Source organism: Mesorhizobium qingshengii (assembly GCF_900103325.1).
Taxonomy (GTDB): Bacteria; Pseudomonadota; Alphaproteobacteria; order Rhizobiales; family Rhizobiaceae; genus Mesorhizobium; species Mesorhizobium qingshengii.
Window position 1 is genome coordinate 118,121 of sequence record NZ_FMXM01000019.1, and the last position, 25,641, is coordinate 143,761.

Below are 25,641 nucleotides of genomic sequence, written 5' to 3' on the forward strand. Positions count from 1 at the left end.
CCTCATGACATCCCCTCAGGGCAGTTGCGCGACAAGCGCGTTGGAATTCGACACCGTGCCGAAGACGCCGCCCTGCGTCTTGATCATCTTGATGGCCGCCAGATGGTTGCCGTGGTCGGTCGCCCCGCAGCAGTCCTCCAGCATCATGCATTCATAGCCGCGGTCATTGGCCTCGCGCATGGTGGTGTGCACGCAGACATCCGTGGTGATGCCGGTCAGCACGATGTTCTGGATGCCGCGCTGGTTGAGGATCAGCTCCAGGTCGGTGGCGCAGAACGAGCCCTTGCCCGGCTTGTCGATGATCGGCTCGCCCTCGATCGGGTAAAGGTCGGGGATGATGTCCCAGCCCGGCTCGCCGCGCACCAGGATGCGCCCACACGGACCAGCATCGCCGATGCCGGCATTGATGCGGCGCGAGCGCCAGCGCTTGTTGGCCGGCAGGTCGGCGAGATCGGGACGATGCCCCTCGCGCGTATGGATGATGGTGTAGCCTTTGGCCCGCATCGCCGAGAGCACCGATTTGATCGGCTCGATCGGCGCCCGCACCAGCGACAGGTCGTAGCCCATATGGTCGACATAGCCGCCCGGTCCGCAAAAATCGGTCTGCATGTCGATGATGATCAGCGCCGTGTTGTCGGGCCGGAGATCACCATTGTAGGGCCACGGATAGGGGTCGGCATCGATGTAGCGTTGGGTGATCTCGGCTCTGGCGTTCATAGGCAACACTCCAGTCATTTGGTGATCGACAATTCGCCCGGCGCGCCGGCAAGCGTGCGTGTCGGCGACGAGGTGGCGATCATGATGATGAGGGTGAGGATGTAAGGAGCGGCATAGAACAGATAGTACCCCTGCGTGACGCCGACCGATTGCAGCGCCGGGCCGAGCGCCCCTGCCCCGCCGAACAGAAGGGCTGCGGCAAGGCAGCCGAGGGGGTTCCAGCGCGCGAAGATGACCAGCGCCACCGCCATCAGGCCCTGGCCCGACGAAATGCGCTCGGTCCAGCTGCCGGGATAGTAGAGCGACAGATAGGCGCCGCCGATGCCGGCCAGCGCACCGCCAACGCCGGTGGCGAGCAGCCGCACCGTGTCGGGGTTGAGGCCCATGGCGCGCGCGGCGTCCGAACTGTCGCCGACGACCCGCACGATGAGGCCGGCGCGCGTATTGCGGAAGGCCCACCACAGGATGACTGAAAGCACCGCCCCGATTAGGAACAGCACGTTGACGTCAAGCGCCGCCTGCACCTGCGGAATATCCGACCAGCCGCCGAAGGGAATGGCCGGCAGATTGGGCGCCTTCGGCTTGATGAACGGCTTGCCAAAGAAGAAGGCCAAGCCCGAGCCGAACAGCATCAGCGCGATGCCGATGGCGATGTCGTTCACCTTCGGGAATTTACAGATCCAGCCATGGAACAGGCCGAAGCACAGGCCGGCGAAGGCTGCGGCCAGCAGGCCGAGCCAGGGCGAGTTGGTCATCACCGCCACCGCATAGGCGGTCATGGCGCCGAAGACGAGCGTGCCTTCGAGCCCCAGATTGATGCGCCCCGACCGCTCGGTGATCGCCTCGCCCAGCGAGACGAAGATGAAGGGTGTCGACACGCGGATGGCGCCGCCCAGAATGGCCAGCGGCACGCCCCAGAGGCCGATCTCGGTCGCGTCCATCAGCCGACTCTCTTCCACAAATCGGGGTTGAAGGCCTTGAAGCGGCCGTAAAAGGTCTCGCTGAACAGAATGACGACGAAGATCATGCCTTGCAGCACCAGCACTGTGGCGTCGGGCAGATCCAGGCGGCGCTGGATCAGCCCGCCCGAAGCGTCGATGCCGCCGAGCAGTATGGCGACCGGGATTATGGCCAGCGGATTGTGGCGGGCAAGGAAGGCGACGAGGATGCCGGTGTAGCCGTAGCCGGCGGCAAGCGAAGCGTTGGCGCTGCCTTGCACGGCGGCGACTTCCAGCATGCCGGCAAGCCCGGCAAAACCGCCGGAAAGTGCGGTGAAACCGACGACGAGCGGCCCGACGGCCAGTCCCTGGACCTGTGCCGCGCGTACATTGCCGCCGGCGATGCGCGCAGCAAAACCCCAGCGGGTCTTTTCGATAAGCACCCAGGAGAGAATGCAGGCGATGACGCCGACGACCAGCCCCCAATGCACGTCCATGCCCGGAATGTTGCCGATACGGTAGATGTCCGCCAGCGGTTGCGTCGACGGCTTGTTGAGCGAGGCCGGATCGCGCAGCGGCCCTTCCACCAGCTGGTTCATCAGCGCGATGGCGATGTAGGCCATCAGCAGGCTGGAGATGGTCTCGTTGACAGCCCGGTAGTAGCGCAGCGCGCCGACGGCACCGATCCAGATGCCGCCGGCGGCCATGCCCGCCACGCCCATGGCAAGAATGACGATTGATGATGGCGCGCCGCCGAGCGCCACGCCGATGGCCGCGGCGGCGACGCCGCCCAGCACGATGGCGCCCTCGCCGCCGATGACGACGAGGCCGAGCCGCGCCGGCAGCGCCACACAGAGCGCCGCCAAGAGCAGAGGTGCGGCCCGCGACAGCGAGTTCTGGACCGAGAACCAGGAACCGAAGCCGCCCCGCCACATGGTTTCATAGAGCAGGACCGGCGACTTGCCGACAGCCAGGATGAACAGACTGAACAGCGCCATGCCAACGACAAGTGCCGCGAGCGGAATGACAAAGGCTTCCGCCCGCCGCGCGATCCATTCCAGCGCCGCCGAGTATCCCCTGGCGCCGAACAGCGCCGGCATGCCGGCTCCTGTCGCCATATCCGTCATCGCCCTGTCCCCCCTTCAGATCAGGCGGTCGAGCCGACGACGCCCTCGACCAGATAGTCCATGCTTTCGAGCTCGATCGCGTTTTCGGGGAAGGCCTGGCCCGCGGTGGCGACGACCGCGCCCTTGTTGCTTTTCAGCGGTCCCTTGATGACGGCGAAGCCGCCCTTCATCATTTCAGCCAGCGTGGCGTCGAACTGCTTGCGCGCCGGCTCGCCGACGGCGGGACCGAGCGGGCTCATCTTGACGAAACCGTCGGCCAGGCCGCCGCGGGTGAAGTTGGGCAGCGGCGTGCCGGCGACAAGGTCGTCGACGAACATCTTGTAGACCTTGGCCCAGTTCCATTCCGCGCCGGTGAGGTATTTTTCCGGGGCCAGCGGGCTCTGGTTGGCGTGGTAGCCGCAGACGAAGGCGCCGCGCCCGGCGGCCGTCTCGACCACCACTTTCGGGCTGTCGACATGGCAGGTGATGACATCGGCGCCCTGGTCGACCAGCGCGTTGGTGGCTTCCGCCTCCTTGACCGCCAGCGACCATTCGCCGGTGAAGATGACCTGGCAGGTGATGGTCGGATCGACCGAGCGCGCGCCGAGCAGGAAGGAGTTGATGTTGAGCAGCACCTGCGGAATGGGCTTGGCGGCGACGAAGCCGAGCTTCTTGGTCTTCGAGGTGTGGCCGGCGACGACGCCGTTGAGATACTGACCCATGCCGATATAGCCGAAATAGGAGCCGGCATTCATCGGGTGCTTGGCCTTGTCCCACATGCCGCCGCAATGGCGGAACTGCACGTCGGGGAATTTCGCGCACATGGCCAGCATGTGGGGGTCGAAATAGCCGAAGGAGGTCGGGAAGACCAGTGACGCGCCGTCGAGATTGATCATCGATTCCATCGTCTTCTGGACATCGACCGTTTCCGGCACGTTCTCCTCCTCGACGACGGTGATGCCCTCGATACCCTTCAGCGCCGCGGCGCCCTCGGCATGCGCCTGGTTGTAGCCGTAGTCGTCCTTCGGGCCGACATAGATGAACCCGACCGTCGCGGTTGCGGCCAGGGCCCTCGAGATGGGAAAGGCCGCGGAGGCGAGCCCGAATGCGGCTCCGGCAGCGGATGTCTTGAGCAGCTGGCGGCGGCTAAGCATGAATCGGTCGGTCATGTAAAATGCTCCCCTGTAGGACCCTTTCCGGGTCGGTTGACGCCTTCTCAAGAAAGTGCATGCAATCGCTGTGCCAATTCCAATAGAGAGATTTCTTTAATAAAATCAATGATGGAGGCAATGCGACCTGCACAACTCGGAGGCAATTGCATGCACTTTTTGCCTTTAAAACAGCCAGTTTGACAGGGAGACTAAAACATAGGCATAGAGGTGCGGGCCGAGTCGGGTAGCTCCGGTCGGCCGCTGATTTCAGGAACGCCGAAGCACGGGAGGCGAGGCAGATTTGTCGGGGAAGCGTAGCTTGATCCGGTCCGGCACGACCGTCGATCAGATGGTGAGGGCGATCGGCGACCGCATCGTCACCGGCGTGCTGCGTCCCGGCGAAAAACTCGACGAGGTTTCACTTGCCGTCCGCTTCGAGGTTTCACGCACGCCGGTGCGCGAGGCGCTCGGCCAGCTCAGCGCCATGGGCCTCGTCGAGCGGCGACCCAACAGGGGCGCCATCGTCGCCGTCGTCACGCAGGAGCACCTCACCGCGATGTTCGAAAGCATGGCCGAGCTGGAAGGCATATGCGCGCGCTTCTGCGCCGAACGCATGACCGGCAGCGAGCGCCGCGCGCTCGAGACCGAGCACCAGGCCTCGGCCCGGCTGGTGCGGCTGGGTGCCGAGGAAGACTATGAATACTTCAACACCGAGTTCCACAGCCGGCTCTATCGCGGCGCCCACAGCACGCACATCCAGGAGCTGACCGCGACGACCCGCAGCCGGCTCGCGCCCTTCCGCCGTGCCCAGTTCAGGCTTGCCGGACGACTGGCCAAATCCTGGCAGGAGCATGACGCCATCGTCACCGCGATCCTGCGCGGCGACGGCGCTGCCGCCGGCAAGGCCGCGCGCGACCACGTCTCCATCGTCAGCGAGGCGAGCGCCGTCTTCGCCGCCGGCGACCAACCCAACGCCGCAAGCACGACGTCCGTTACATCAGGCTGACAATCCGTCTGACTTCAGTGGCGCCACATAGCGCCGAAGATAGAGCCAAGCTCCCGGAACGGCGGGATTTGGCGCGAAGAGCAACGGCCTTCCAACCCGTGAGCAGTTGCTCTCCGACCAATTGCGACGCTCGCTCGCACGTGAATGGCGACATCAGCCGGTTCATTCTTGTCGGAGACGAACAAGGCAACACCGGCCGAGCTCCCGATCCAGTTGTCATATTTCCTGTTTTCGACGTCCTTGGTGAACCTGACTGGCCCAAGCAGTAGCGGCTTCCCGTTAAGCCTCGCGCAATCTCTTCGGTCCATGATGGATGCAGATCGTCGAGGATGACATGAAGCGCAAGTCGATATTACTCTTCGCTTTTCCTGCGTTCGTGCTTTTGATTCTGGCAGCAGAGCGAATAGCGACGCTCCTGCTTGGAACCTATCCGGCCAGTCCTGCCATGTGGTGGGTTTGGCTTGAACTGCGTCCATTGGCGACGATGTTCTGGCAGCAGGTCGATCTTTACCTGGGTGGTTCGATGGCCGTTGACGCCGCGATCCTGGTCGCCGCATCGATCGTCTTCTGGATGGCGTGCCGCACGAGAAAGTCGGCCGCGTTCTTCTTCCTTGCCAATCACATGGCGCTGCTTTTCGCCGGGCTGATGATCGCCGTCGGCGGCCATTCGGAAACGGCGAGCACGATTGCCGCATTCACGGCGCCCGACGGTTTCCCATTCTCGCTGATGGTCGATTTCACCTGGGAGAACAGCCTCGTGCTGACCTTGGGCTTTGCGGCCTGCGCTTACTGTCATGTGGCGTTTCTTCGCGAAACCCGACAGAGAGCAGAAGCTCTGGCCGTGCGTCTCGTGGCTTTGAAGCGGGACCTCTAAAGCCCGTCGCGACGCGCTTTAATTGCGGCATCGCGGCAGGCGTATCCGGAGAGCGCCGATTTCGCCTGCTTCCACGCCCGCGGTCCCTAATTGATCTTGCGATAATACACTTTGCCCTCCGGCGTTTCCGTTCGCTGGTAGGCGGGGTTTGGAGCGGGAGGCGCGGTGGCAATGCGCCTCTTGGGCGGCCGTGGCGTATCGACATCAGTGGGTTCGACCGCGACTTCGGTGTTGGAAGAGGCTTCCGCCACGGTAGTCGTCATGATGACGGGTTCCCTCGCGCCAGAGATGCCTGCGTCGCCAGCCAAGGGAAGGTTTTGTTCCAGGCGGGCCATGGTGCCGTTGAGCTCGTTGAAACGGCCTTGCAGTTGGCCGTCCAGCCTTTCAAACCGGCTTTGAAAGCCGTTGTTGACCGTATCAAGCCGGGCACCGATCCGCTGCTCGAACGATCCGAGTTCCTCGAGACGCCCCTCCACGATGCGCAGGTCGGTGATCCCTCGGTAGAGAAAGACGGCGGCCGTTACATTCAGCACGGCAAACAAGGTCAGTCCGACGCCGACCGCTACAGCCAGCCGGTATCTGCTTTTGTCGCGGTCGAGCAGTTGCGGTTCGAGCTGCTCGGCTATGGTCGGCACGTGCGGATCACTGATCGTCGTCATTGAACCACCACCTTGGTGCCTATCGGCACGCGCTTGAAAAGATCGATCACATCCGTGTTGGTAAGGCGAAAACAGCCGGATGTGCCATCGAAACCCACGCCTGAAGGATCATTGGTGCCGTGGATGCGATAGAGCGTGTCTCGTCCGTCCCGAAGCAAATAGAGCGCCCTTGCGCCCAGCGGGTTGTAGGGACCCGAGGGCACCAGCTCCGGCAATTCCGGCTGACGAGCGCGCATTTCCCTGGGCGGGCGCCATTGCGGCCATTCCGTTTTTGCCCCTACCTTCACGACCCCGGTCCAGCCAAATCCGTCACGTCCGACGCTGATCTGGTAGCGAAGCGCCTGGCCCTGGCGGGTCACCAGGTAAAGCGCCTTCTCATTCTTGCGGATGATGATCGTTCCCAGCTGCTCGGTGGTTGCGAAGGGAACGGCCTTGCGCAGGCTAGGGCCCATCGCAGGCAGCGGCGGCCGGTCCGCAAGTCCCGATCGCGCGCTGGCGAAGTCCTGGGCCGACAGCGCCAGCGCCAGGCCCAGCACGCAGGCGCCCGCCAGCCCCGGGGCGATCCGATATCTATCGGGCAGCGTCATCGAGCCGCTCTTTGAACATCCGCTTCAGATCCTTGTTGAAGCGCGCGCGCCCATCCACCTCGGAGGGCAGGATGGCCCTGTTCAGCGCATCGCTCAGAAGGGCGTTGTCCAGCGCGACCGACTTGATGTGCGGCGCCTTGAATATCTTCTCGAGTTCGCTGCGCGAAAAGTGGTTCCCGAACCATTTGCGCTTGTGCTTGTTGGCGACGAGCGTGATGCTGACCGCATTGCCGCGCAGCTCGCGGATCTTCTTGTAGAGCCGCTTGCCCTGACGCAGCGACGCGACATTGAGCTCGAACACGATGAAGATTTCGTCGCTCGTCGAAAGCACGGAATTGTGCCAGGGCGTTTCGAGATTGGGCAGGTCGATGATGATGTCGTCGAAGCGGTAGGCGACGAGGTCCAGCAGCCGGAAGACGAAATCGCTGCCGTGCGGCTCGAACGGCAGTTGCGGCCTCTCGAACGCATAGAGGGTGAGGCCGGACGGGCGCGAAAGCTTGATGACATCCATCAGCTCGACATCGAGCCGTTCCGGCTGGCCGATGATGCCGGCCAGATCGAACTGGTTGAACAGATTGAGGTAGGCGCCGCAATTGGCGCTCTGGAAATCGAGATCGACGAGGCAGGTCGAAGCCGCGCGTTCGGACGATTTCGAGGCGAGGTGTTCGGCCGCCGACAGCGCCAGCGTCGTGGCGCCCGCGCCGCCGCTGGCGCTTATGAAGGTGATGATCCGGCTCTTGGTGCCCTGGTTGCCGGTGTCGTGGAAGGTCACCGCGTTGAGCAGTTCCTTTCCGTCGAGCGGCTTGTGCAGCCAGTCCGAGGCGTTCATGCGCACCAGCACGCGCGTCTGTTCCGAGGTCAGCTCGTCGGACACCGCGATCAGCGGCACGGTCGCCCAAAGCGCGCGCGCTTCGACGATGCCGGGCCTACCAAGCAGTGCGCCATTGCCGAGATCGAGGATGACGATGCCCGGGCGCGTGTCCACCGGCGGCCCCTTGAGAAAGTCGTCCGTCTCGGAAACCCTGACGTCGTAGATCGCCAGCGCATCGAGCCGCGTCGCCACATCGCGCTTGAAATTCGGATCCGACGAGAACAGCGCCACCTGCTTTCGCTTGGTCGGTGTAACCTTGGTGTTGATGGCATTCATGGGAAGGTGCTCTTCAAGTCTTCGCCCGTGACCGTGCTCAGCATGGAGGGCATGGTGATGTTTCCGAATCCGAGCAGTCCGCCCAGAAAGAAGAACTGAAAGGGATGATTGGTGATGCTGACCGTGATGGTCGGTACCGGCCCATTCGGGCGCGTCCAGTAGCCGAGGCCAGAGGCCTGATACTGTATCCTGACCTCGGATTTCTTCAGGTTCGGCAGGAATTTCTGCATTCCGGCGCGACCGCTGCTGCCTGTATAGATGAAATCGAAGGAAGCCTGGCTAGCGGCAAGGCTCTGGCAGGTGGCGCCTGTTCCGCAAACGCAAGACACGGCACCTGCGGTGTTGGCCGTGCATATGTAGTTGTATGTGTTGGCCGGCACGGCGGTTCCAACCAGCGTCGCATCACTGGGTGTCTTCGCCTCCAGGGCAAGTCCACTGGCGACCGGTGTTGAAATCTGCGCCAGCCTGGCGCCCATCTGTACCGCCTTGTTGGCCGCGTTCCACTGGTAGAAGGCATAGCCGAAGTCGACAAAGCCGAGCAGAAGGGTCAGCAGCAACGGCATGACGATGGCCATTTCGACCATCGTTGCGCCGGACTGGTCCGAGCCAAACCCGATGCGTGCCCTCACCATCCGAAGACGCGCTCCTGATGCGATGCCGTTATGTTGAGGGTTCCGAAACCCAGATAGCCCCAGAGCCCGATACCATTGTAGGGTACAGACGTGCTGACCTTGACGACATCCACATTGGCGGTGCTGCTGAGATAAAGCTCGGTTCCGGTGGCGGCGTCTACAGCAGCCGTATGGCTCACGGTGACCGTCACCTGCGGCGTCGTCCAGTTGGGAACCCTTGCGCTACCGCCCGTAATCGAGCCATTCACCGCGAGGTTCGTTCCATACAAAACGCAATTGGCCCAACTGCTGTCGTTGCAGCGCGCCATGTAGCGCGCACCATCCTCGACGCCGGCCTCGAGCAGCAGGCGGGTATTAAGTATGTTGGAGAATTCGAAGACGCCCGCCGACAGCAGCAGCACGAAGGGGGCCGCGATGGCCGTTTCCACCAGGGCGGCGCCTTGCTCGTCGCCGTGGAACCGCCGGATGAATTGCCTGAGCGCGATGAACATGGCGTTACCGATACAATTGAGCTTCGTTGCGCTGAAGCTTCTTCAGCGTGCCTTGGCCGACCAGGGTGCTGATATCCTGCATCTCGCCGTAGATGTCGGCATTAGGTGCCCCGCCCGCCGGCTCTGTGATGAACACGCTGCCAAAGGCCTGAACCGGCAAGGTCTGGCCGCCGCCTTTGACCGAGTTTGCCGTGCAGTCGATGATCGCGACATAGAGCAGCCGCCTGTCTGCCCCTTGCGTCGTCGTGTTGCACTGCGGCGCTGTCGCCTCCTGGCCGCTCTTCAAAGTCGGATTGTTGATCTCATATTTATAGACACAGTATCGGCTCGGGCTTGCGCCGCAGGAGGTTGTGACCCCGGCAGTGCTTGCATTGCCGTGGTTGACGGACCAATACCCCGCGAAGTCCCAGTTGCCATCGCCGAGCACGCCCGCCTGCGCGCAAGTTCCAGAGGTAAAGCAATTGTCCCTGGGCAACGCCTTGTAGTTTTTTGCTTGCCCGCTGTTGGGCGCGCTGTAGCTGCAGTTGTTCTTGCCCGCGTTTGAGACGACCATTCCCTTTCGCACATTCGGCGCGGGCGGATTGATGGACGGATCGGTCTTGTAGGGCCCGCCATTGTCGTAAATGTCGAAGCGGGTATTGATACCAGCATCCACCGGAGGAATGTTGCCTGGCCGGGTCGTCACCCCGCTCTGGTCATAGCAGGCGGGTGGATTTGTGACCGCGAACATTTCGGTGATCGCAGCCGTATTTTTGTCGCCCTCTGGTGACGACAGGAATCCGTAGTTGCCCGGACCGTACTGGGCGCTGGCGCCGCCTTGCTGTTCCTTCAGCCAGATCATCGGCTTCTTGGTTCCAGACAGCGCTGTCTGCAAGGCGCCAATATTGGCGTAAGGGTTGCAGATGAACATTGGCGTGAACTGGCACAGCGCGTTGGTGAATCCCGCCACGGCCTGCGTCTGCACGTTGAAGCCATTGCTGCCGCCAAGAAAGCTTGCCGGAAAGATCGCCGCGAAAGCGGTTGGGTTCACCGTCACTTCTGCGAATTTTGCCACCTTGGGGTCGGTGGTGCTCCAATCGTGGCCATTGGCGTCGACACCCGCGGCGTTGAGCGCGATACTGTCGTCAGCGGGTATCCCACTCAGATATGTCACGGTCAGGTCAGCCGGGCCAAGTAGGTGATTGCCCGAGGTGGAGAATTTTGTCGTGTTGGCGTTGGCGTTGGCGAGGAGATTGTCGCGTGCCCGATTGGCCCGGGTGATCGCATCGGGGTTGCCGTCCAGCTCTGCCGCCATGGCAAGCGCGAACGCATCGGCGCCCTTCTGCATGTCATTGTGCAGTCCGTTGGCCCGGCTCATATCGATGGCCAGCAATGCGAAGCCGACAAGCACGGGCAGCATGATGGCGACGAGGATCATCGCTATACCGCGTTGATCGTTCCAGAAGGCACGCATGGTCCCCAACATGACCCTACTCTCTGCTTCCTTGCGCCAGGGCCCCTCGCTTGCCCGGCGCCCTCCGCATCCTTCCGTTCAGTTCACTGCGCCGTCACACCCGACCCGCCGACATTGACCGTGATCGCCGGCGGTGGTGGCGGCGGCGGTGGGAATTTGTAGTTGTGGGCAATAGCGGCGGCGCGCGTTCCGTCGCCTTCGATGTGTGTGTTCCGGGAGGCCGGATTGAGCGGATCTACCGTCTGCAGCAGCGAATTGTACTTCTGCGTGTCGCCTGCGGCCAAAGTCACCGAATCGTAGTGGTTCAGATAGTCGGCGGCGCAGCCTGACAACGCACCGGCGCACACAATGAGGATCAAGGCGCTATTTCTTGACATAGAGCATCTTGTCCTTCGATTTGAAGTCGAGCATGTGGCCATAGGGGCCGGTGACGCCGTCGCCCGTTTCATATTTTCGGATCATGTCCTTGTTCACTTCGAGCTGACCAAGCACGAAAAATTCGGGATCGTTGGCGGGCCGTGTCTTGTCGAACGGCGTCGCCAGTTGCTCGCCAGGCTTCACCGGCCGCACGATGTGCGGCGTGACGATAACCACCAGTTCGGTCTCTTCCTTCTGGTTGCTCGAATTGCGAAACAGTGTGCCGATGATCGGCACCTGGCCGAGCCACGGCACCTGGTTCTGCAGCTTGGTGGTCTTGCTGGACAGAAGTCCGCCGACCGCGAAGCTCTGGCCATCGCGCAGTTCGACGACGGTTTCCAGCTTGCGATTGGTGAAGATCGGGTCGCCGGCGGTGGTGAAGCCGGTCAGGTCGCTGACATCCGGCGCCAGCCGCATGTGGATCTTCCCGTCGTCGAGCACGACCGGCGTGAACACCAGATTGACGCCGAATTGCTTGTAATCGATCTGTATCAGGCCATCCTTGTCGACGCTGCGGATTGGGACCTGGCCTCCCGCGTTGAAGCTGGCCTGCTCACCGGAAAGCGTGGTGAGATTGGGGTTCGCGAGCGTGCGCACCACGCCCTTGGCCTCGAGCGCCTCGATGTACAAATCAACTTTGATGTTGCTGTCGATGACGCGGGTAAGCAGTGCGCCGAACGGAGTGGAATTGGATAGGAGGCCGCTGAGCAAAGTGCCGGATCCGAGTACTGCGCCTTTACTGTCGACGGTGGCGATTCCGGTTCCGACTTTGGTGGTGCCATCGCTGTTCGTGCTTTTGATTGACACGCCGAGATCGCGGCCGGCGTTGCGCTTGGCTTCCAAAACGCGCACTTCGAGATTGACCTGTTGGCTATCGTCGACAGTGACGGAGTTGATGATGGCGTCGGGACCGTATTGCTGCGCCACTTCCATGATTGCCGCCAGCGTGGCGCCATCCTTGACATGGCCGCCAAGCCTGACCCTGCCGTTGATCGAGCCGATTTCGATACGAGACCTTGGCGCCACCTGGCGGATCGCCGCCGCCATGTCGCTGACGTCGACGCCGACCTCGATCTGGATGACGCCGAGCGAGCGCTTGTCGGTAGAAAACAGATTGACCGTGGTGGTGCCGGCGCCCTTGCCGATGACATAGAGCGTGCGGTCGGTCATCGGCTGGGCGTCGGCGATCTTCTCGTCACCAACGACGATATCGCCCAGATTGGCATTCACCTGGATGGTCACGGATTGCGACATCGGCAGGAAAACGCGATGGACGCTGGGGTTCGACACGTCGATGAAACGGTCGGCCGCCTCAGCCGCGAGGCTCGTGTGCAGTAGCGCCACCATACAGGACAGCGCTGTCGCCGCCCTCACCCAGAACCCCTGCATCCCCGTCTCCCCAATCGCTGCCGGTGGCAGCCGAATTCATGTCGCCGCGTTTGTCATGGTTGCCGTGGAACGTCATATGTCTCGAGCTTCACGCCCCGAAAAACGCCGACCGTCGCCCGTGCCGGCGGCTCGGGCTGTACATATTTGACCACTTCCTTGACGACCTCGTGCACTTCCGGCGCCGACGCCACGGCCGGAGCCGGCTTCACCTTGCTCAACTGGTCGAGACGGGTTCCCACCTGTTCCACGGCCTGGGTCAAACCGGCGAGCTTGTCGTCGGCGCGCTTGCGTTCGGCCGCGGCCTCCGCTTCCGCCGCTGCCTTCTTGTCGAGTTCGGCCTGCCGGGCGGCGACGTCGGCCGGCGTTTCGCCGGTCAGGTCGGAAAGCGTCACACGTTCGGTCGTCTCGCCCTTGCTGGCCGCAGCCTGCCGAAGCGCCAGAGACAATTGGCCGGCGCCGGCGGCGAGGGTCAATTTTTGCGCATCCTTGGTGCTGGCCTCGAGCGTCACCGATTTGACGACTGTCGGGCTCTCCTTGCTTTCGTCAGCGACCTGGTCGACGGCGAGCACCTTCATGCTCTGCAGCAGCACGTCGACAAAACTCTTGTCCGCCCCATCACTGTCACGCACGGTTCGCGTCAAAAGGACATCGACGCGATCTCCCGGGAAGACGAAGCCGGCGACGCCAAGCACGTCATTGACACGGATAGAAACGGCTTTCATGCCCTCGCCAAGCACCGCCGAAAGCGTGGCGCGCTGGCCGGGGCCAGTGATCTTGCTGGCCAGAATCGGTTCGTTGGCGCTGATTGTTTGAAGCGCCTGCCGTGTGCCATCGCCGGCCAGGGCTTCCTTGGTTGTCTTGAAGGCACCGGCTGGAACCGCGCCCGCCGGCCATGCGATTTCACGCAGCTTGTCTGCGCTCAGCGCGTCGCCGAACTTCAGCGGCATTGCGGCAACCACGACCGTGTCGCGCTGGGTACCATTCGCCTCCGCCATCGCACTACGCTGGCCGGCCAACCAGATATTGGCAAGCACCACTGCCAGCACACCGAATACGCCGGCGAGGATGACCATGATTACGGTATTGGCGCGCATCGAGTTCGCCTCTGTTGCAGCATTGCGGCTGCGAGTGCTCTGTTCGGGATATGGTCAGGCCCGGGGATTTCCTCGGACCTGACCATTTCAGACGAAGATAGTATCAGGTCGGAGCGACGCAGGTGCTCCCCAGCGCGCTGCACAGCGTGGTCCATGCAGTTCCCACATAGCCGCCGACCGCAATGATGGTCGCGATCGCGGCTGCCGTGATGATCCCAATCAGGATAGAGTATTCGACCATGGCAGCGCCGTTTTCGTCGTCGCGGAACTGCCGGGTCATCGTCATGAGCTTCTTCATGATAATTTCTCCCTTTGGAGGTTTGAACCCGACGAGACGAGCCAAGGATGTAATCCATACCCAAGCATCCCCCGTCACCTCAATCCTAGGTCGCAGCGAAAAGCAGAGTCAAACGGGATTAAGGGTTCCTTAACTTTCCTGTACATGACCAGGCAAGAAAACTGTGACCCCAAACCTTACCAAGAGATTGATTCGTCTCATCTTTCAACCCTCCTTAACCATTCGTTCACAATTCCGTCGCAGATGTGGCGGAAATAGGGAGGCATTAGCTATGATGCATATTCCTTTATATCTAAGGACTTAAGGTAGGTATCCTGAAGGTCTAACGACAAAAGGCGGACGCATCCGGAAAACAGGAAGGAATCGGCTGAGGACGGGCGGGAAGCCAGATAAATAGATAATCACTTTCCGGATCCGGCTCTTAACTATGTCTAAAGTATTGGCTGTGCGCAGGGCATCCTGGCGCTTGTGCCCCCGGTGGTTAACGTTTAGTTTCTGCTAATGCGCTTCCGAGGGGGTATAAGGGAATATGCTGGGGCGTTTCATCAAGGGGCCAAGTGAGCAGCAGGCTGAGGCAAAGACAGTTCCGCTGGCGGTGCTGCCTGTTGCTCCAGCCCTTTCTCCGGTTGCCGATATCGGATCGCATGACGACGATTTCCTGACGCTCAAGGTCGAGCTTCACCGTCATCTGATCGACAGGTTCAATCTGGCCGCGCTCGAAACGGCCTCGAAAGATGAAATCCTCAACGAGATCCGGCCGATCGTCCGCGAATTCGTCCGCGCTCGCGCGGTGCCACTCAACGCCCGCGAACTCGATCTGCTGACCAGCGACACCGCCGACGAGATGCTGGGGCTCGGACCAATCGAACCGCTGCTGAAGGACGATTCGATTTCCGATATTCTGATCAACACGCACAAGCGCGTGTTCATTGAGCGGCGCGGCGTTATCGAGGAGAGTTCTGTCCGTTTCCGCGACGAGGCGCATCTGCTGCGCGTCATCAACAAGATCGTATCTGCGATCGGCAGGCGGGTCGATGAATCCGCGCCGATGGTCGATGCGCGGCTCGAGGACGGGTCGCGCGTCAACATTGCGGTGCGGCCGGTCTCGGTCGACGGCCCCCTGGTGTCGATCCGGAAATTCTCCAAGAATCCGTACTCGCTTGAACGTCTGATGGCGCTCAACTCGATCAGGCAGCCGATGATCGATCTGCTGCGGATTGCGGTCCAAGCACGCAAGTCCATCCTGGTTTCCGGCGGCACAGGCAGCGGCAAGACGACCTTGCTGAACGCGCTGTCGAGCTACATTCCGTCCAGGGAACGGCTGATCACCATTGAGGATGCGGCAGAACTTCAATTGCAGCAGCCGCATGTCGGCCGGCTGGAGACGCGACCGCCCAACGTTGAGGGCAAGGGCGAGGTTCGCCAGCGCGAATTGCTGAAGAATGCGCTGCGCATGCGGCCGGACCGCATCATTGTCGGCGAAGTGCGCGGCGAAGAAGCCTTCGACATGCTGCAGGCAATGAACACCGGGCATGAAGGCTCGATGACCACCATCCATGCCAACACGCCGCGCGATGCGATATCCAGGCTAGAACAGATGGTCGGGATGGCCGGCATGCCGATGACACATGACTCGATCCGGGCACAGATTGCGTCAGCGATCGACATCATCGTGCAGACGCAGCGACTTTCCGACGGAGGGAGGCGCGTCACCTCCATATCGGAAATCACCGGCATGGAAGGCAATGTCGTCCAGCTGCAGGAAATCTATCATTTCGTCCGTCGTGACGTGGGCACAGATGGTGCCATCGTCGGAGAATTTCGTGCCACCGGCGTTCGTCCTCGCTTTGCGCAGGAGGCGGCGACGCTCGGCCACCATTTTGCCAAGGATTCCTTCAATCCGCAGGTTCCGCTTTGATGCCCACCGGCCAGTCATTGCTCTACTTCATCTATGTGCTTGCGGCGGCGTCGACCATCCTTGCAGCGGAGGCTCTGTACGTCACCTATATCAAGGGTCGCTCCCGTACCAACACAATCAATCGCCGGCTACGGAGATTGGCTGATGAGATCCCGGCCGAACAGGCCTTACAAGGATTGCTGCGCGAACGCGGGCTTACCAACTCAGGTGACTTTCTTTTCAGATTGGTTGGACTGAATAGGCTCTATACGCAATCCGGCATTACCGGAAATCCGGTGTCTTTCGCCGCGATGTTCCTTCTGGCTGGTCTTGGACTGGCGCTACTGTTCTTTCTTCTTCTGCGCCTTTCCGCTTTGTCCTCCGCGATGATTTTTGTGGCGATCGGGTTTGTGCTGCCGCTTCTCGTTCTCCGCCGCGCACGCAATAAGAGGATCCAGAAATTTGCGAAACAACTTCCGGATGCACTCGAAATGATCGTCCGTTCGCTGCGTGCCGGACATCCGGCTTCCGTCGCGATCAGCCTTGTCGCTCGTGAAATGCCGGATCCGCTCGGCACTGAATTCGGCATTGTTTCCGACGAAATTACTTTTGGCCTAAGTCTGGAAAATGCAGTGCGGAAACTTTCGCAACGTGTCGGCTTCGAAGGTCTTCATTTGCTCTCTGTGTCGCTATCGATTCAAGCCAAGACAGGCGGCAACCTCACCGAAATACTGTCAAATCTGTCAAAGGTGCTGCGCGAACGGCAGACACTGCGTTTGAAGATCAAGGCACTTTCGTCCGAAGGCCGAATGTCCGCTTGGATCATTTCGCTTTTCCCTTTGGTGATGTTCGGAATCCTTTCCCTCGTGTCGCCAAGCTATTATGGCGCCGTATGGGACAGTCCGTTGATCACACCGGTGTTTCTGATTTCAGGCCTTTGGGCCCTTCTTGGTGACTTCATCATGTATCGAATGGTTAACTTCGATTTTTGACAGGAGCGAGTCATAAACCTGCTTTCAAATATTCAGAATCTGAGCCTATTGATCTCTATCGCTGTATTCCTCGCCGCGGTCGCGCTTTTTCTGTTCGTCGCGCTCACTTTCTTGCCAGCGTTGCAGACGCGGAAGCTCGTTTCAGAAAGCCTATTGGGAGAGGCGGGCGGAGTTGCTGATCGCCGCTCACTCATCGGCCAGGAACAATTGTCAAAGATCGCAGCGCAGCGGCCTGTCGACGCGTATTTTCGGTCGATCGAGAAGGAGCGGGAAGAACCCAGCGCCCTGGACGCGAAGCTCTTTCGTGCCGGTTTTTATCAGTCAAGCGCCCCACTCTTCTATACTCTGTCGCGCCTTGGCTCGGTCTGTCTCGGTTTTCTGGCGATATATGCACTCCTGTCGCGGATATTGCCGCCCCAACTGCCTGGATTTATAGCTTTCGCGGGTTCCGCTATATTCGGGCTCGCTTGCATCGTCATTCCAAGTATCGCGCTCGACAGATTCGAGAGCGCCCAAAAGCAGGTCTACAGACGCGGCTTTCCCGATTTCATGGACATGATGATCACCTGCGCCGATGCGGGCATGAGTCTGGAGGCGGCTGTCGAACGAGTCGGCAGCGAAATAGCCGGCACCCACAAATGGCTGGGCATCCAGCTTTCAATCATGAATCTGCAATTGCGCGCCGGCAAGCCGCTGCGGGAAGCGCTTCGCGAGCTTGCCGACCGCATCGGCCTCGACGAGGCCCGAGCGCTGGCGGTTCTGTTCCGGCAGTCTGAGGAACTTGGCACGAGCCTGACGGACGCTTTGCGGGTCTACAGCGACGAGATGCGCAGCCAGAGAATTCTGCGCGCCGAAGAGCGAGCCAACGCCTTGCCGGTCAAAATGATGATTCCATTGGGGCTCTGCATCTTTCCGGTGGTGATGGTAGTCATCATGTTGCCTGTTATCATCCGAATGAAGGGCATTTTCTTCTAGTTCTGTATATGCTTTGGTCCTAATGTGGGGTCGGGGACCCTCGGGGGGTACACTATGAAGAGGGCTATCGCAGCCGCAGCCTGTCTGTTGATGACGGTGCTTGCCGGCTGCCAGACAAATGGGGCGGACACCACCGGCGGTGTCGTCCGCACCAACGAGCCTTCGAAAGGCGACGTAACGTCCTTTGGCGATGCGTTCGATGGGCTGAAGACGGTCAGCGACGTCGAATATTACGCTTCGGACCAGGCCGTCGCGGAGGCCAAGAACCAGTTCCGCGCGGAAAACTACGGCAATGCGGGTGCGCTGTTCTTCAAGGCGACGCAGCTTGCCCCAAATGATGGCGGCGCGTGGATGGGCCTAGCCGCCTCCTGCGACCGGATCCGCCGCTTCGACCTTGCCGACCGAGCCTATGGCCGAGCCTTCAAGCTGGTCGGCGCGTCGCCCGAATATTACAACAATGTCGGTTATTCCTATCTGCTGCGCGGCAAGCTGCAGGACGCACGCAGCAATTTCCTCAAGGCCTATGAACTGGCGCCCAACGATCCGACCGTCGCCAACAATCTGAAGCTGCTGTCATCCAGCGTGCAGAATATCGAGCGCTAGCATGTTGCTTGTCGAATCGCTGCTGCTGAAGGCGCTCGCCATCCCTCTGCTGGCATGGATTGCATGGTTCGACTTCACCACCCAGAAAATAGCCAATCGGGACGTGCTGCTGCTGCTCTGCCTGGGGGCGGGATCACTGCTGCTGCTGTCGCTTCAGTCCGGATCGTGGTGGGACATGGGGTTGAGCGCCATGGCCGGGCTTCTGTTGTTCGTCGCGCTCTTCCCGTTCTGGGCGCTGCGCAAGGTTGGCGCCGGCGACGTCAAGCTGATGGCGGTCGTGCCGTTTTTGATCGGCGGCAGCGATCTCATCGTGTTTTCCGGACTGCTGCTGCTTTTTGCTCTCGTCACGGCACTCGTCGTGAAAAACCCACAGCTGCTGCCGCAAAGCGCATTCCGCCTCTACACCCAGCATCTTGACCGCCAGGGTGTCGTGCCTTTCGGCGTGCCGACTTCAATGGCCGCGATCTGCACCATCGCCTTCCAGTTCTACGAAAGTCTGTATCTGTCGAGCAGTTCTGGAATCCTGGATCAGCTTCACTGAACCTCGGCAGTCCGCTCGGCTGTACGAAGCGCGGGCCATCCAGCGGCATTCACGGGCAACGCCAACCAGAACGCAAACGCTGCGCTGTGAGGATTAAGCGCGATCATCATGATGGCTGAAATCGCAATAGAGATCGGAGCCAAGACACGAAGCGCGGGAAGAAGGTTCGGCATTCGGCCATAATAGGCCGGTCAGGTTAATCAAAAATTGAAGCGGCATAGCCGTTAACTCTTTGCAAACCATCTTCTTGCTGGATAGCGGAAGTGGTGCTTCAATGTGTCCCTGGAAGGGGACGGAAATGTTGAACGAGGATCTTTTCGGTCGTGTTGCCATCGTCTTTGTCATGACGGTTTTGGCGACCTCCAGCGCAGTACCTCTCTTACTCCATTTCCGCCAGGATACCTCAGCGAGTTCTCTCGCCGTCGTCACTCAAGTGGCATCAACAGTATTTTTGTTGTTGCAGCTTCTTATGACAATCAGCCGCCTTCCCCCCAAGGGAACAGCTCAAGGAATTGAACCGAGGGTAACCTCAGTGGCCGGAACATTCCTGATCCTCCTAGCAATGCTCTTGACACCCGCGCTGGAAAGCGAGGCGGTCCAAGTGATGGCTCTCAGCTTGATTTTCATTGGCACCGCCAGCTCGACTTTCTGCCTCTATTGGCTGGGACGTTCTTTCTCACTCATGGCGACCGCTCGGCGCCTGGTTACCACAGGTCCGTACTCAATTGTCCGACATCCACTATACGTCTGTGAGGCGTTGTTCGTTGTCGGGATGATTATTTCGCATTTTTCAGTGCTGATGGTGTCTTTGGGTGCAATACAGTTTATTTTGCAGTACCGACGCGCGACAAATGAGGAGGCCGTCCTTCGGAAGACCTTCCCCGAGTACGATGAGTATGCTCGACGCGTGCCAATGCTTCTCCCGCGTTTCCTTCGTGTGGAAGTGCCAGCATCGGGCCAGTGATAGATGACGTCATCTGGGCCGTTCCCATGACCTCGTAAGGTGCGGAGCCATGGCGACAGTGGCCTCGGCGCAATCGGCCGTTACAGCCGGCTTAGTGGGCCAATTCCAGGCTATCCCTCCGTTACAAGTGTAGTCGCATGGCGCCTTTTTGTTGAAACGGCGCGGACTATGGCAATGCAGGCAAGCCCGATCAAAATACCGGCGATCGCGTCGGTGAGATGATGTCCGCCCTCGGGGATAGTCGATGGGATCATGATCGCGACAAGTGCACCGACGACGGCAGCAAGCCAATATATTCGTCGGTAGCTATATGCGACAATGATGCCGAGTGCACAATGAAAGGAAGGAAAAGACACCAGTCCCATTGCTCCTGCGATATGAAAGACGAATGGTCTTCCCGATCGCAAAGTGGTCAGGGTTTGCAGATGCAATAGACCACCCATGCCGGTGAAATTGCTGTATGTTTCATGAGATGGTGCATAGAACGCATAAGCGCCAGCGGTCGGGAATGCCATCATCATCGACCCGGTGAAGACCGCCGACACTGCGATCATGGCGATGAATTCCATCAGCGCATCGGCGTCCGACGACAGGGCTAGCAAAAAGAGAAGTCCGATCATCAGTGGACCGATCGCATGGTAGCTGAACATAAGTACAGAAGCCACGATCGAAGAAGAATTCAGGGTTCGCACCGCGGCCAACCAATCAAACCCAAGGGCGGCATCAATGTAGGCAAAGCTTGAGTCCATTAGCGGTTTATTCGTGGCTGCAGCCAAATACATGAACAGGCAGTTCAGGAACAAAAGCGGGAGAAATAAAGCAAGTGCCGTCGACAAGTTCTTGATAGCTTCGCCGCATCGCGTGATCCCCAAGGCCAACCGCGAGTGGTCTGACTTTAGTCGAAATGTGACGACCCACCCAGCGGCATATAGTGCCGACATTATTGCAACGGTCTTCGCCAGTACGAGTAGGTCTCTGGGTTCAACTTCAACCATGCGACAGCATAATCAAATCCGCCACCGCGAACAGGATGGCAGTAGCCACGACAACAATAATAAAAAGGTTTCGCCTAGCGTTCACCCCTGAAATAAAAGCACATGCGGGTTCATATCCGCAAGAGGATGATTCAGAGAAGCTTAAAGGCAGTTATATCGGGGTATATTGTCTGGTCGACTTGTATTGTTCGTCGCCCTGTTCCCTTTCTGGGCGCTGCGCAAGGTCGGCGCCGGCGATGTCAAGCTGACGGCGATCGTGCCGTTTTTGATTGGTGGAAGCGATCTCATCGTGTTTTCCGGACTGCTGCTGCTTTTTGCTCTCGTCACGGCACTGGTTGTGAAAAACCCACTGCTGCTGCCGCAAGGCGCATTCCGCCTTTACACCCAGCATCTCGACCGCCAGGGTGTCGTGCCCTTCGGCGTGCCCATCTCGCTGGCCACGATCTGCACGATAGACTTCCAGATATACAAAGCCGTGGTGCTGGCGAGCAGCTCTCGAATCCTGGATCAGCTCAACTGAACCTCGGCGAGCCTCAGGCCTGGTGAAAGCGGCGGCAATCCAGTCCTGGGTCATGAACGGTGACGGATTGGTGCCAACGTCGCGATAGATTACTTCATCCTGATCGCGTCCGGCGAGCCAGGCATCTACAAATATCCTTCCAAGCCTGCGGGAGTGCGATCGTGCGAGCGGATTGAGCGCCGGCTTGGTCAACGCCGGTCACCACGTCGATACTCGCTTTCGTCAAAAACTGGCCTCCTCTCGAGTTGACCTGGGTCGCAGACGCTAACCGATATCGTCCTTCCCGATCCCTTCGATGGCGCCACACTAACCGTCGACGGCCAGACGGTGGAGATCGTGGCGGCCGAGGGTCTGACCAATCGGCGCTATCTCTGGGTGCCGTCGCTCAAGGCGGTGTTCGGCGGCGTCATGATCTTCTCGGGCGTGCATGTCTGGGTGGCCGATACGCCGACCAAGGAAGCGCGCACAGCCTGGATTGCCAATCTCGACAAGATTGCCGCGCGCAAGCCGACCATTGTCGTGCCAGGGCATCTAATATAACGCCCGAGGCGGCGACCGATATTTCGGCCGTCGAGCAAACGAAGGCCTACCTGCTGGCCTTTGAGGAAGAACTGGCCAAGGCTGCCGACGCAGCCGCGCTGAAGGCCGCGATGGAGGCCCGCTTCCCCAACCTCGGCATGGGCGTTGCTCTCGATATCGGCTCGAAAGTCGCCAAGGGCGAGATGAAGTGGGGCTGAGATGAGCACCAATCTCGATCTGATCCGGAGAACCTATGAAGGGCGGCAAGGTGATTTTCGAGTTGGCGGCTGGTCTCGTAGTATATCGCCGGACGGTAGTCTTCGGTTCATCCGTTCGACCTGACCGAATACAAGAGCCTGCAGACGGACCGAATAATTCTGGGGCTTGGACCGCCTGACGAGCTTGCTACAGTCAGATGGATTTTCGGCCACTTTGTCAAAACACGGAAGACAGAGCTTGTCATGGCAATATTACTCAACAAGCGCGGAGTGCTAACCGACCTGGGGCGCCCGTGGAGGCGGGAAATCCGTGCACTCGGTGCTGACCAACGAAAACTACATTGGCAACAGTGTCTGGAACAAGCATTCGACCAGGCTCAAAAGCCATCAAGTCCGCAATCCCCCGGAACAGTGAGTGCGGGTGGAAAACGTCCTGGAGCCGATCGTCGACCGCAAGCTGTGCTTAAGACTATCTATCGCCACCTCACCGACGACGAGATGCTGGCCGCCCTTAAGGCGCTTCTGGCCCGTCGCGGCGCCTTGTCGTCTTTCATTATCGACGCCGCACCCGACTGCCCGCCGTCCACACGCTACATGTCGCGTTTTGGAACCATCGTCAAAGCCTATGAACTAATCGGATACGAGCCACCCAAGAACTTCCGCTACATCTTCGTGAACCGACGCGTAGAAACGATGAGGCCGCAGGTGCTGTGGCGTAGCGTGTGCGGGCTGACGCGCTTGCGGATGCCGGCGACTTCGGCTGCTTCCTGGACCGCGCGATGCAGTTGCCGCGACGAGATCGGCGCGATGCAACTGCGCCCCGGGAACAGCCAGCCATGCGGAAGCATGATTCCGCGCCGCTTGCCTTCGCGCCACCATAGCCGCAGCAGTTCCAGCAGTTGCGGCGATAGCATGGCGTTGCGGTCCCTGCGTCCCTTGCCCTGTTCGACGCGGATCAGCATGCGTGTGGAGTCGATGTCGTCGACCTTGAGGTGCGCGACCTCGGACACGCGCAGACCAGCGCCATAGGCGACACCGAGCGCGGCCTTGTACTTGATGCCTGGCGCCGCTTCGAGCAGCCGCGCCGCTTCCTCCACACTCAGCACCTCGGGCAGCTTGCGCGGATACCGGGCGACCACCAGCGCGCGCACCAGATCCCGCCGCTTCAGCGTCACCGTGAACAGGAAGCGCAGCGCCGAGGCCGCGCCGTTGATCGTGGAGGGGCCTATGCCGTTCTCATGTTGGCACAGCTGGAACCGCCGGATGTCCTCGATCGTCGCGGTGTCGGGAGCGCGCCCAAGGAACGCGGCGAAGCGCCGGACATGACGAACGTAGTCCTGCTGAGTATGCGGTCCCAGGCCCCGCATCAGCATGTCTTGCTGCATGCGCTGGCGAAGTGGCGTGATTGGAGCGTCGGTCGACAAGGTAGCCATGGCAAGTTCCTCTCGTTGAAGGGAACTCCATGATCGAAACGAGATCGCGTCACTCGGCATGACGCGAACATACATGCCGTCACGGTCTGCGAGTTTGTAGATTTTCTGTTTTGGCTTCAGCGCCTTAAGGGCAGCATCGGTCAACATTGCTGCTGCCTCCTAAAAAGTACCGTCAGACAATCTTGAGGCCGCTCGGCAGGAAATCTCGTATATTTTCAATCCTTTAATGCAAAAAAAGTACCGTCATGAGCCTCGTTGGTCGTGACGGTACTTTGAAAAATCGGAAGCGGGCAATATGCCGGAGGCCCGTCAGGAGGTCTGCCACCGCCAATTTCTGCCTGCCGATAGTTGCTGACTGTCCCTAAAACAATTTATTTTTGTTTTCATATGGTTACGTCGTATATCGGCGTATTTTCGGCGGCATTTGGGGAGGCCTGAATCATTCCCACTCGATGGTGCCGGGTGGCTTCGAGGTGACGTCGTAGACGACGCGGTTGATGCCGCGCACTTCGTTGATGATGCGGGTGGCAGCCGCGCCCAGGAAGGCCATGTCGTAGTGGTAGAAATCCGCCGTCATGCCGTCGACCGAGGTGACGGCGCGCAGCGCGCAGACAAATTCATAGGTGCGGCCATCGCCCATGACGCCGACAGTCTGCACCGGCAACAGCACGGCGAAGGCCTGCCAGATGGCGTCGTAGAGACCAGCCTTGCGAATTTCGTCGAGGTAGATGGCGTCGGCCTCGCGCAGGATCTCCAGCTTTTCGCGGGTGATGCCGCCCGGGCAGCGGATGGCGAGACCGGGACCGGGGAACGGATGGCGGCCGATGAAGCTTTCGGGCAGGCCGAGCTCCTTGCCGAGCGCCCTCACCTCGTCCTTGAACAGTTCGCGCAGCGGCTCGACAAGCTGCATGTTCATGCGCGCGGGCAGGCCCCCGACATTATGGTGCGACTTGATCGTGACCGATGGACCACCGGTGAAGGAGACGCTTTCGATGACGTCGGGATAGAGCGTGCCTTGCGCCAGGAAGTCCGCGCCGCCAAGTTTCTTCGCCTCTTCCTCGAACACCTCGATGAACAGCCGGCCGATGGTCTTGCGCTTCTTCTCCGGGTCGGCCTCGCCTTCCAGCGCCGAGATGAATTTGTCGGAGGCATCGACCAAGATCAGCGGCAGATTGTAGTGCTGGCGGAACATCGCCACCACACCCGCGGCCTCGTCCTTGCGCATCAGCCCGTGGTCGACGAGGATGCAGGTGAGCTGGTCGCCGACCGCTTCATGGATCAGAAGCGCGGCGACCGACGAGTCCACCCCACCCGAAAGCGCGCAGATGACCTTGCCCTTGCCGACCTGCTTGCGGATCGCCTCGACCGCGTGCTCGCGGTAAGCGCGCATCGTCCAGTCGCCCTCGATGCCGGCGATGTTGTGGACGAAGTTGCGCAGCAGCCGGGCGCCATCGGGCGTGTGCACCACCTCGGGGTGGAACATGATGCCGTACATCTTGCGCTCGATATTGCCGAAGATGGCGAAGGGCGAGCCTTCCGACTTGCCGAACACTTCGAATCCCTTGGGCAGGGAGATGACGCGATCGCCGTGGCTCATCCATACCTGGTGGCGCTGGCCGGTCGCCCAGAGGCCCTCGAACAGAGGACTGTCCTTCTCGATCTCGACGAAAGCGCGGCCGAACTCGCGATGGTCCGAGCTTTCGGCGACACCACCCATCTGCACGCACATGGCCATCTGGCCATAGCAGATGCCGAGCACCGGCACTCCGGCGTCGAAGACGATCTGCGGCGCGCGCGGGCTGCCGATATCCGACGTCGAGGCGGGACCGCCCGACAGGATGACGGCCTTGGGATTGATGCGTTTGAACGCCGCTTCGGCCGACTGGAACGGCACGATCTCGGAAAAAACACCCGCCTCGCGGATGCGGCGGGCGATGAGCTGGGTAAACTGGCTGCCGAAATCGACAATCAGGACGGTGTCGGGATGATTGGCTGTTTTCATGGCGAGCGTTTAGAGAAAGAAAT

General features: G+C 60.4%; 26 protein-coding genes and 1 pseudogene. 10 read left to right on the plus strand and 17 right to left on the minus strand.

All coding sequences use genetic code 11. From position 1 onward, the window contains the following. Positions 1-15: 15 nt before the first annotated feature. The 4 genes from biuH to BLS48_RS25550 are packed head-to-tail and all read right to left on the minus strand — an operon-like array spanning position 16 to position 3,930. Positions 16-717 carry a biuret amidohydrolase gene (biuH, locus tag BLS48_RS25535; protein WP_091583823.1) on the minus strand — a complete coding sequence of 234 codons (702 nt, stop codon included), beginning with the start codon at positions 715-717 and terminating at the stop codon, positions 16-18. A gap of 14 nt (positions 718-731) precedes the next feature. Beyond that, positions 732-1,658, minus strand: coding sequence for an ABC transporter permease (locus BLS48_RS25540; protein ID WP_091583826.1), 927 nt, complete (start codon positions 1,656-1,658; stop codon positions 732-734). Beyond that, a complete protein-coding gene (locus BLS48_RS25545) occupies positions 1,658-2,773 on the minus strand; it encodes an ABC transporter permease (protein ID WP_244529896.1) in 1,116 nt (371 codons plus the stop codon). The genes BLS48_RS25540 and BLS48_RS25545 overlap by 1 nt, the downstream gene beginning before the upstream one ends. A gap of 29 nt (positions 2,774-2,802) precedes the next feature. Next, on the minus strand, positions 2,803-3,930 hold the full coding sequence (locus BLS48_RS25550; protein WP_091583832.1) for a BMP family ABC transporter substrate-binding protein: 1,128 nt from the start codon (positions 3,928-3,930) through the stop codon (positions 2,803-2,805). 301 nt (positions 3,931-4,231) lie between these two features. On the opposite strand from BLS48_RS25550, the gene BLS48_RS25555 reads away from it, so the two are divergent. Both BLS48_RS25555 and BLS48_RS25565 read left to right on the plus strand, forming a co-directional pair. Beyond that, complete coding sequence (locus BLS48_RS25555) at positions 4,232-4,918, plus strand: GntR family transcriptional regulator (protein ID WP_091583836.1); 687 nt, start codon at positions 4,232-4,234, stop codon at positions 4,916-4,918. A gap of 313 nt (positions 4,919-5,231) precedes the next feature. Continuing rightward, positions 5,232-5,792, plus strand: coding sequence for a hypothetical protein (locus BLS48_RS25565; RefSeq protein WP_244529891.1), 561 nt, complete (start codon positions 5,232-5,234; stop codon positions 5,790-5,792). A gap of 86 nt (positions 5,793-5,878) precedes the next feature. On the opposite strand, the gene BLS48_RS25570 is transcribed toward BLS48_RS25565, so the two are convergent. The 10 genes from BLS48_RS25570 to BLS48_RS25615 form a co-directional block, all read right to left on the minus strand. After that, the gene (locus BLS48_RS25570) at positions 5,879-6,451 is read right to left on the minus strand and encodes a hypothetical protein (RefSeq protein ID WP_091583842.1); all 573 of its coding nucleotides are present in this window, start codon (positions 6,449-6,451) and stop codon (positions 5,879-5,881) included. Continuing rightward, the gene (locus BLS48_RS25575; protein WP_091583845.1) at positions 6,448-7,038 is read right to left on the minus strand and encodes a L,D-transpeptidase; all 591 of its coding nucleotides are present in this window, start codon (positions 7,036-7,038) and stop codon (positions 6,448-6,450) included. The genes BLS48_RS25570 and BLS48_RS25575 overlap by 4 nt, the downstream gene beginning before the upstream one ends. Continuing rightward, complete coding sequence (locus BLS48_RS25580) at positions 7,022-8,185, minus strand: CpaE/TadZ family protein (RefSeq protein WP_091583848.1); 1,164 nt, start codon at positions 8,183-8,185, stop codon at positions 7,022-7,024. The genes BLS48_RS25575 and BLS48_RS25580 overlap by 17 nt, the downstream gene beginning before the upstream one ends. Next, positions 8,182-8,817 carry a TadE/TadG family type IV pilus assembly protein gene (locus tag BLS48_RS25585; RefSeq protein ID WP_091583851.1) on the minus strand — a complete coding sequence of 212 codons (636 nt, stop codon included), beginning with the start codon at positions 8,815-8,817 and terminating at the stop codon, positions 8,182-8,184. Before BLS48_RS25585 ends, BLS48_RS25580 begins: the two co-directional genes overlap by 4 nt. Then, positions 8,811-9,308: a TadE/TadG family type IV pilus assembly protein gene (locus BLS48_RS25590; protein WP_091583853.1), complete on the minus strand. Its 498-nt coding sequence runs from the start codon at positions 9,306-9,308 to the stop codon at positions 8,811-8,813. The genes BLS48_RS25585 and BLS48_RS25590 overlap by 7 nt, the downstream gene beginning before the upstream one ends. 4 nt (positions 9,309-9,312) lie before the next feature. After that, positions 9,313-10,773, minus strand: coding sequence for a TadE/TadG family type IV pilus assembly protein (locus BLS48_RS25595; RefSeq protein WP_091583856.1), 1,461 nt, complete (start codon positions 10,771-10,773; stop codon positions 9,313-9,315). Between the two features lie 71 nt (positions 10,774-10,844). Then, positions 10,845-11,138: a hypothetical protein gene (locus tag BLS48_RS25600; RefSeq protein ID WP_091583858.1), complete on the minus strand. Its 294-nt coding sequence runs from the start codon at positions 11,136-11,138 to the stop codon at positions 10,845-10,847. After that, entirely contained in the window at positions 11,125-12,567 is a 1,443-nt protein-coding gene (locus BLS48_RS25605) for a type II and III secretion system protein family protein (RefSeq protein WP_091583861.1), read from the minus strand. Before BLS48_RS25605 ends, BLS48_RS25600 begins: the two co-directional genes overlap by 14 nt. A gap of 53 nt (positions 12,568-12,620) precedes the next feature. Then, positions 12,621-13,661 (minus strand): Flp pilus assembly protein CpaB, encoded by a 1,041-nt coding sequence (gene cpaB / locus BLS48_RS25610; RefSeq protein WP_091583864.1) that lies wholly within the window; start codon positions 13,659-13,661, stop codon positions 12,621-12,623. A gap of 103 nt (positions 13,662-13,764) precedes the next feature. Further along, the gene (locus tag BLS48_RS25615; protein ID WP_091583867.1) at positions 13,765-13,959 is read right to left on the minus strand and encodes a Flp family type IVb pilin; all 195 of its coding nucleotides are present in this window, start codon (positions 13,957-13,959) and stop codon (positions 13,765-13,767) included. Between the two features lie 529 nt (positions 13,960-14,488). On the opposite strand from BLS48_RS25615, the gene BLS48_RS25620 reads away from it, so the two are divergent. From BLS48_RS25620 to BLS48_RS25650, 6 genes are all read left to right on the plus strand, one after another. Beyond that, positions 14,489-15,877, plus strand: a complete 1,389-nt coding sequence (locus tag BLS48_RS25620; RefSeq protein WP_091583869.1) for a TadA family conjugal transfer-associated ATPase — start codon at positions 14,489-14,491, stop codon at positions 15,875-15,877. Continuing rightward, positions 15,877-16,848, plus strand: a complete 972-nt coding sequence (locus BLS48_RS25625; RefSeq protein ID WP_091583872.1) for a type II secretion system F family protein — start codon at positions 15,877-15,879, stop codon at positions 16,846-16,848. The genes BLS48_RS25620 and BLS48_RS25625 overlap by 1 nt, the downstream gene beginning before the upstream one ends. Before the next feature lie 18 nt (positions 16,849-16,866). Then, entirely contained in the window at positions 16,867-17,823 is a 957-nt protein-coding gene (locus BLS48_RS25630; protein ID WP_091583875.1) for a type II secretion system F family protein, read from the plus strand. Positions 17,824-17,877: 54 nt separating this feature from the next. After that, positions 17,878-18,426, plus strand: a complete 549-nt coding sequence (locus BLS48_RS25635) for a tetratricopeptide repeat protein (RefSeq protein WP_091583878.1) — start codon at positions 17,878-17,880, stop codon at positions 18,424-18,426. A gap of 1 nt (position 18,427) precedes the next feature. Beyond that, the gene (locus BLS48_RS25640; RefSeq protein ID WP_091583880.1) at positions 18,428-18,967 is read left to right on the plus strand and encodes a prepilin peptidase; all 540 of its coding nucleotides are present in this window, start codon (positions 18,428-18,430) and stop codon (positions 18,965-18,967) included. A 298-nt stretch (positions 18,968-19,265) separates the two neighbouring features. Then, positions 19,266-19,931, plus strand: a complete 666-nt coding sequence (locus tag BLS48_RS25650; RefSeq protein WP_091583964.1) for a methyltransferase family protein — start codon at positions 19,266-19,268, stop codon at positions 19,929-19,931. 110 nt (positions 19,932-20,041) lie between these two features. On the opposite strand, the gene BLS48_RS25655 is transcribed toward BLS48_RS25650, so the two are convergent. Continuing rightward, on the minus strand, positions 20,042-20,767 hold the full coding sequence (locus BLS48_RS25655; protein ID WP_167365246.1) for a phosphatase PAP2 family protein: 726 nt from the start codon (positions 20,765-20,767) through the stop codon (positions 20,042-20,044). 343 nt (positions 20,768-21,110) lie between these two features. Between BLS48_RS25655 and BLS48_RS36350 the strand changes: the two genes are divergently transcribed. Both BLS48_RS36350 and BLS48_RS25665 read left to right on the plus strand, forming a co-directional pair. Continuing rightward, complete coding sequence (locus tag BLS48_RS36350) at positions 21,111-21,446, plus strand: A24 family peptidase (RefSeq protein ID WP_244529897.1); 336 nt, start codon at positions 21,111-21,113, stop codon at positions 21,444-21,446. Between the two features lie 252 nt (positions 21,447-21,698). After that, positions 21,699-22,183, plus strand: a pseudogene (locus BLS48_RS25665) (MBL fold metallo-hydrolase); the annotation flags it as partial. Positions 22,184-22,845: 662 nt separating this feature from the next. On the opposite strand, the gene BLS48_RS25675 reads toward BLS48_RS25665, so the two are convergent. Together BLS48_RS25675 and guaA are read right to left on the minus strand one after the other, a co-directional pair. Then, entirely contained in the window at positions 22,846-23,616 is a 771-nt protein-coding gene (locus tag BLS48_RS25675) for a tyrosine-type recombinase/integrase (protein ID WP_091583889.1), read from the minus strand. A 439-nt stretch (positions 23,617-24,055) separates the two neighbouring features. Continuing rightward, positions 24,056-25,618, minus strand: coding sequence for a glutamine-hydrolyzing GMP synthase (guaA, locus tag BLS48_RS25680; protein ID WP_091583892.1), 1,563 nt, complete (start codon positions 25,616-25,618; stop codon positions 24,056-24,058). Positions 25,619-25,641 lie beyond the last annotated feature (23 nt).

Coding starts and splice junctions, on each gene's coding strand:
- biuH (WP_091583823.1), bottom strand. CDS start 717: ATGAACGCCAGAGCCGAGATCACCCAACGCTACATCGATGCCGACCCC.
- BLS48_RS25540 (WP_091583826.1), bottom strand. CDS start 1,658: ATGGACGCGACCGAGATCGGCCTCTGGGGCGTGCCGCTGGCCATTCTG.
- BLS48_RS25545 (WP_244529896.1), bottom strand. CDS start 2,773: ATGGCGACAGGAGCCGGCATGCCGGCGCTGTTCGGCGCCAGGGGATAC.
- BLS48_RS25550 (WP_091583832.1), bottom strand. CDS start 3,930: ATGACCGACCGATTCATGCTTAGCCGCCGCCAGCTGCTCAAGACATCC.
- BLS48_RS25565 (WP_244529891.1), top strand. CDS start 5,232: ATGCAGATCGTCGAGGATGACATGAAGCGCAAGTCGATATTACTCTTC.
- BLS48_RS25570 (WP_091583842.1), bottom strand. CDS start 6,451: ATGACGACGATCAGTGATCCGCACGTGCCGACCATAGCCGAGCAGCTC.
- BLS48_RS25575 (WP_091583845.1), bottom strand. CDS start 7,038: ATGACGCTGCCCGATAGATATCGGATCGCCCCGGGGCTGGCGGGCGCC.
- BLS48_RS25580 (WP_091583848.1), bottom strand. CDS start 8,185: ATGAATGCCATCAACACCAAGGTTACACCGACCAAGCGAAAGCAGGTG.
- BLS48_RS25585 (WP_091583851.1), bottom strand. CDS start 8,817: ATGGTGAGGGCACGCATCGGGTTTGGCTCGGACCAGTCCGGCGCAACG.
- BLS48_RS25590 (WP_091583853.1), bottom strand. CDS start 9,308: ATGTTCATCGCGCTCAGGCAATTCATCCGGCGGTTCCACGGCGACGAG.
- BLS48_RS25595 (WP_091583856.1), bottom strand. CDS start 10,773: ATGTTGGGGACCATGCGTGCCTTCTGGAACGATCAACGCGGTATAGCG.
- BLS48_RS25600 (WP_091583858.1), bottom strand. CDS start 11,138: ATGTCAAGAAATAGCGCCTTGATCCTCATTGTGTGCGCCGGTGCGTTG.
- BLS48_RS25605 (WP_091583861.1), bottom strand. CDS start 12,567: ATGCAGGGGTTCTGGGTGAGGGCGGCGACAGCGCTGTCCTGTATGGTG.
- cpaB (WP_091583864.1), bottom strand. CDS start 13,661: ATGCGCGCCAATACCGTAATCATGGTCATCCTCGCCGGCGTATTCGGT.
- BLS48_RS25615 (WP_091583867.1), bottom strand. CDS start 13,959: ATGAAGAAGCTCATGACGATGACCCGGCAGTTCCGCGACGACGAAAAC.
- BLS48_RS25620 (WP_091583869.1), top strand. CDS start 14,489: ATGCTGGGGCGTTTCATCAAGGGGCCAAGTGAGCAGCAGGCTGAGGCA.
- BLS48_RS25625 (WP_091583872.1), top strand. CDS start 15,877: ATGCCCACCGGCCAGTCATTGCTCTACTTCATCTATGTGCTTGCGGCG.
- BLS48_RS25635 (WP_091583878.1), top strand. CDS start 17,878: ATGAAGAGGGCTATCGCAGCCGCAGCCTGTCTGTTGATGACGGTGCTT.
- BLS48_RS25640 (WP_091583880.1), top strand. CDS start 18,428: ATGTTGCTTGTCGAATCGCTGCTGCTGAAGGCGCTCGCCATCCCTCTG.
- BLS48_RS25650 (WP_091583964.1), top strand. CDS start 19,266: ATGTTGAACGAGGATCTTTTCGGTCGTGTTGCCATCGTCTTTGTCATG.
- BLS48_RS25675 (WP_091583889.1), bottom strand. CDS start 23,616: ATGGCTACCTTGTCGACCGACGCTCCAATCACGCCACTTCGCCAGCGC.
- guaA (WP_091583892.1), bottom strand. CDS start 25,618: ATGAAAACAGCCAATCATCCCGACACCGTCCTGATTGTCGATTTCGGC.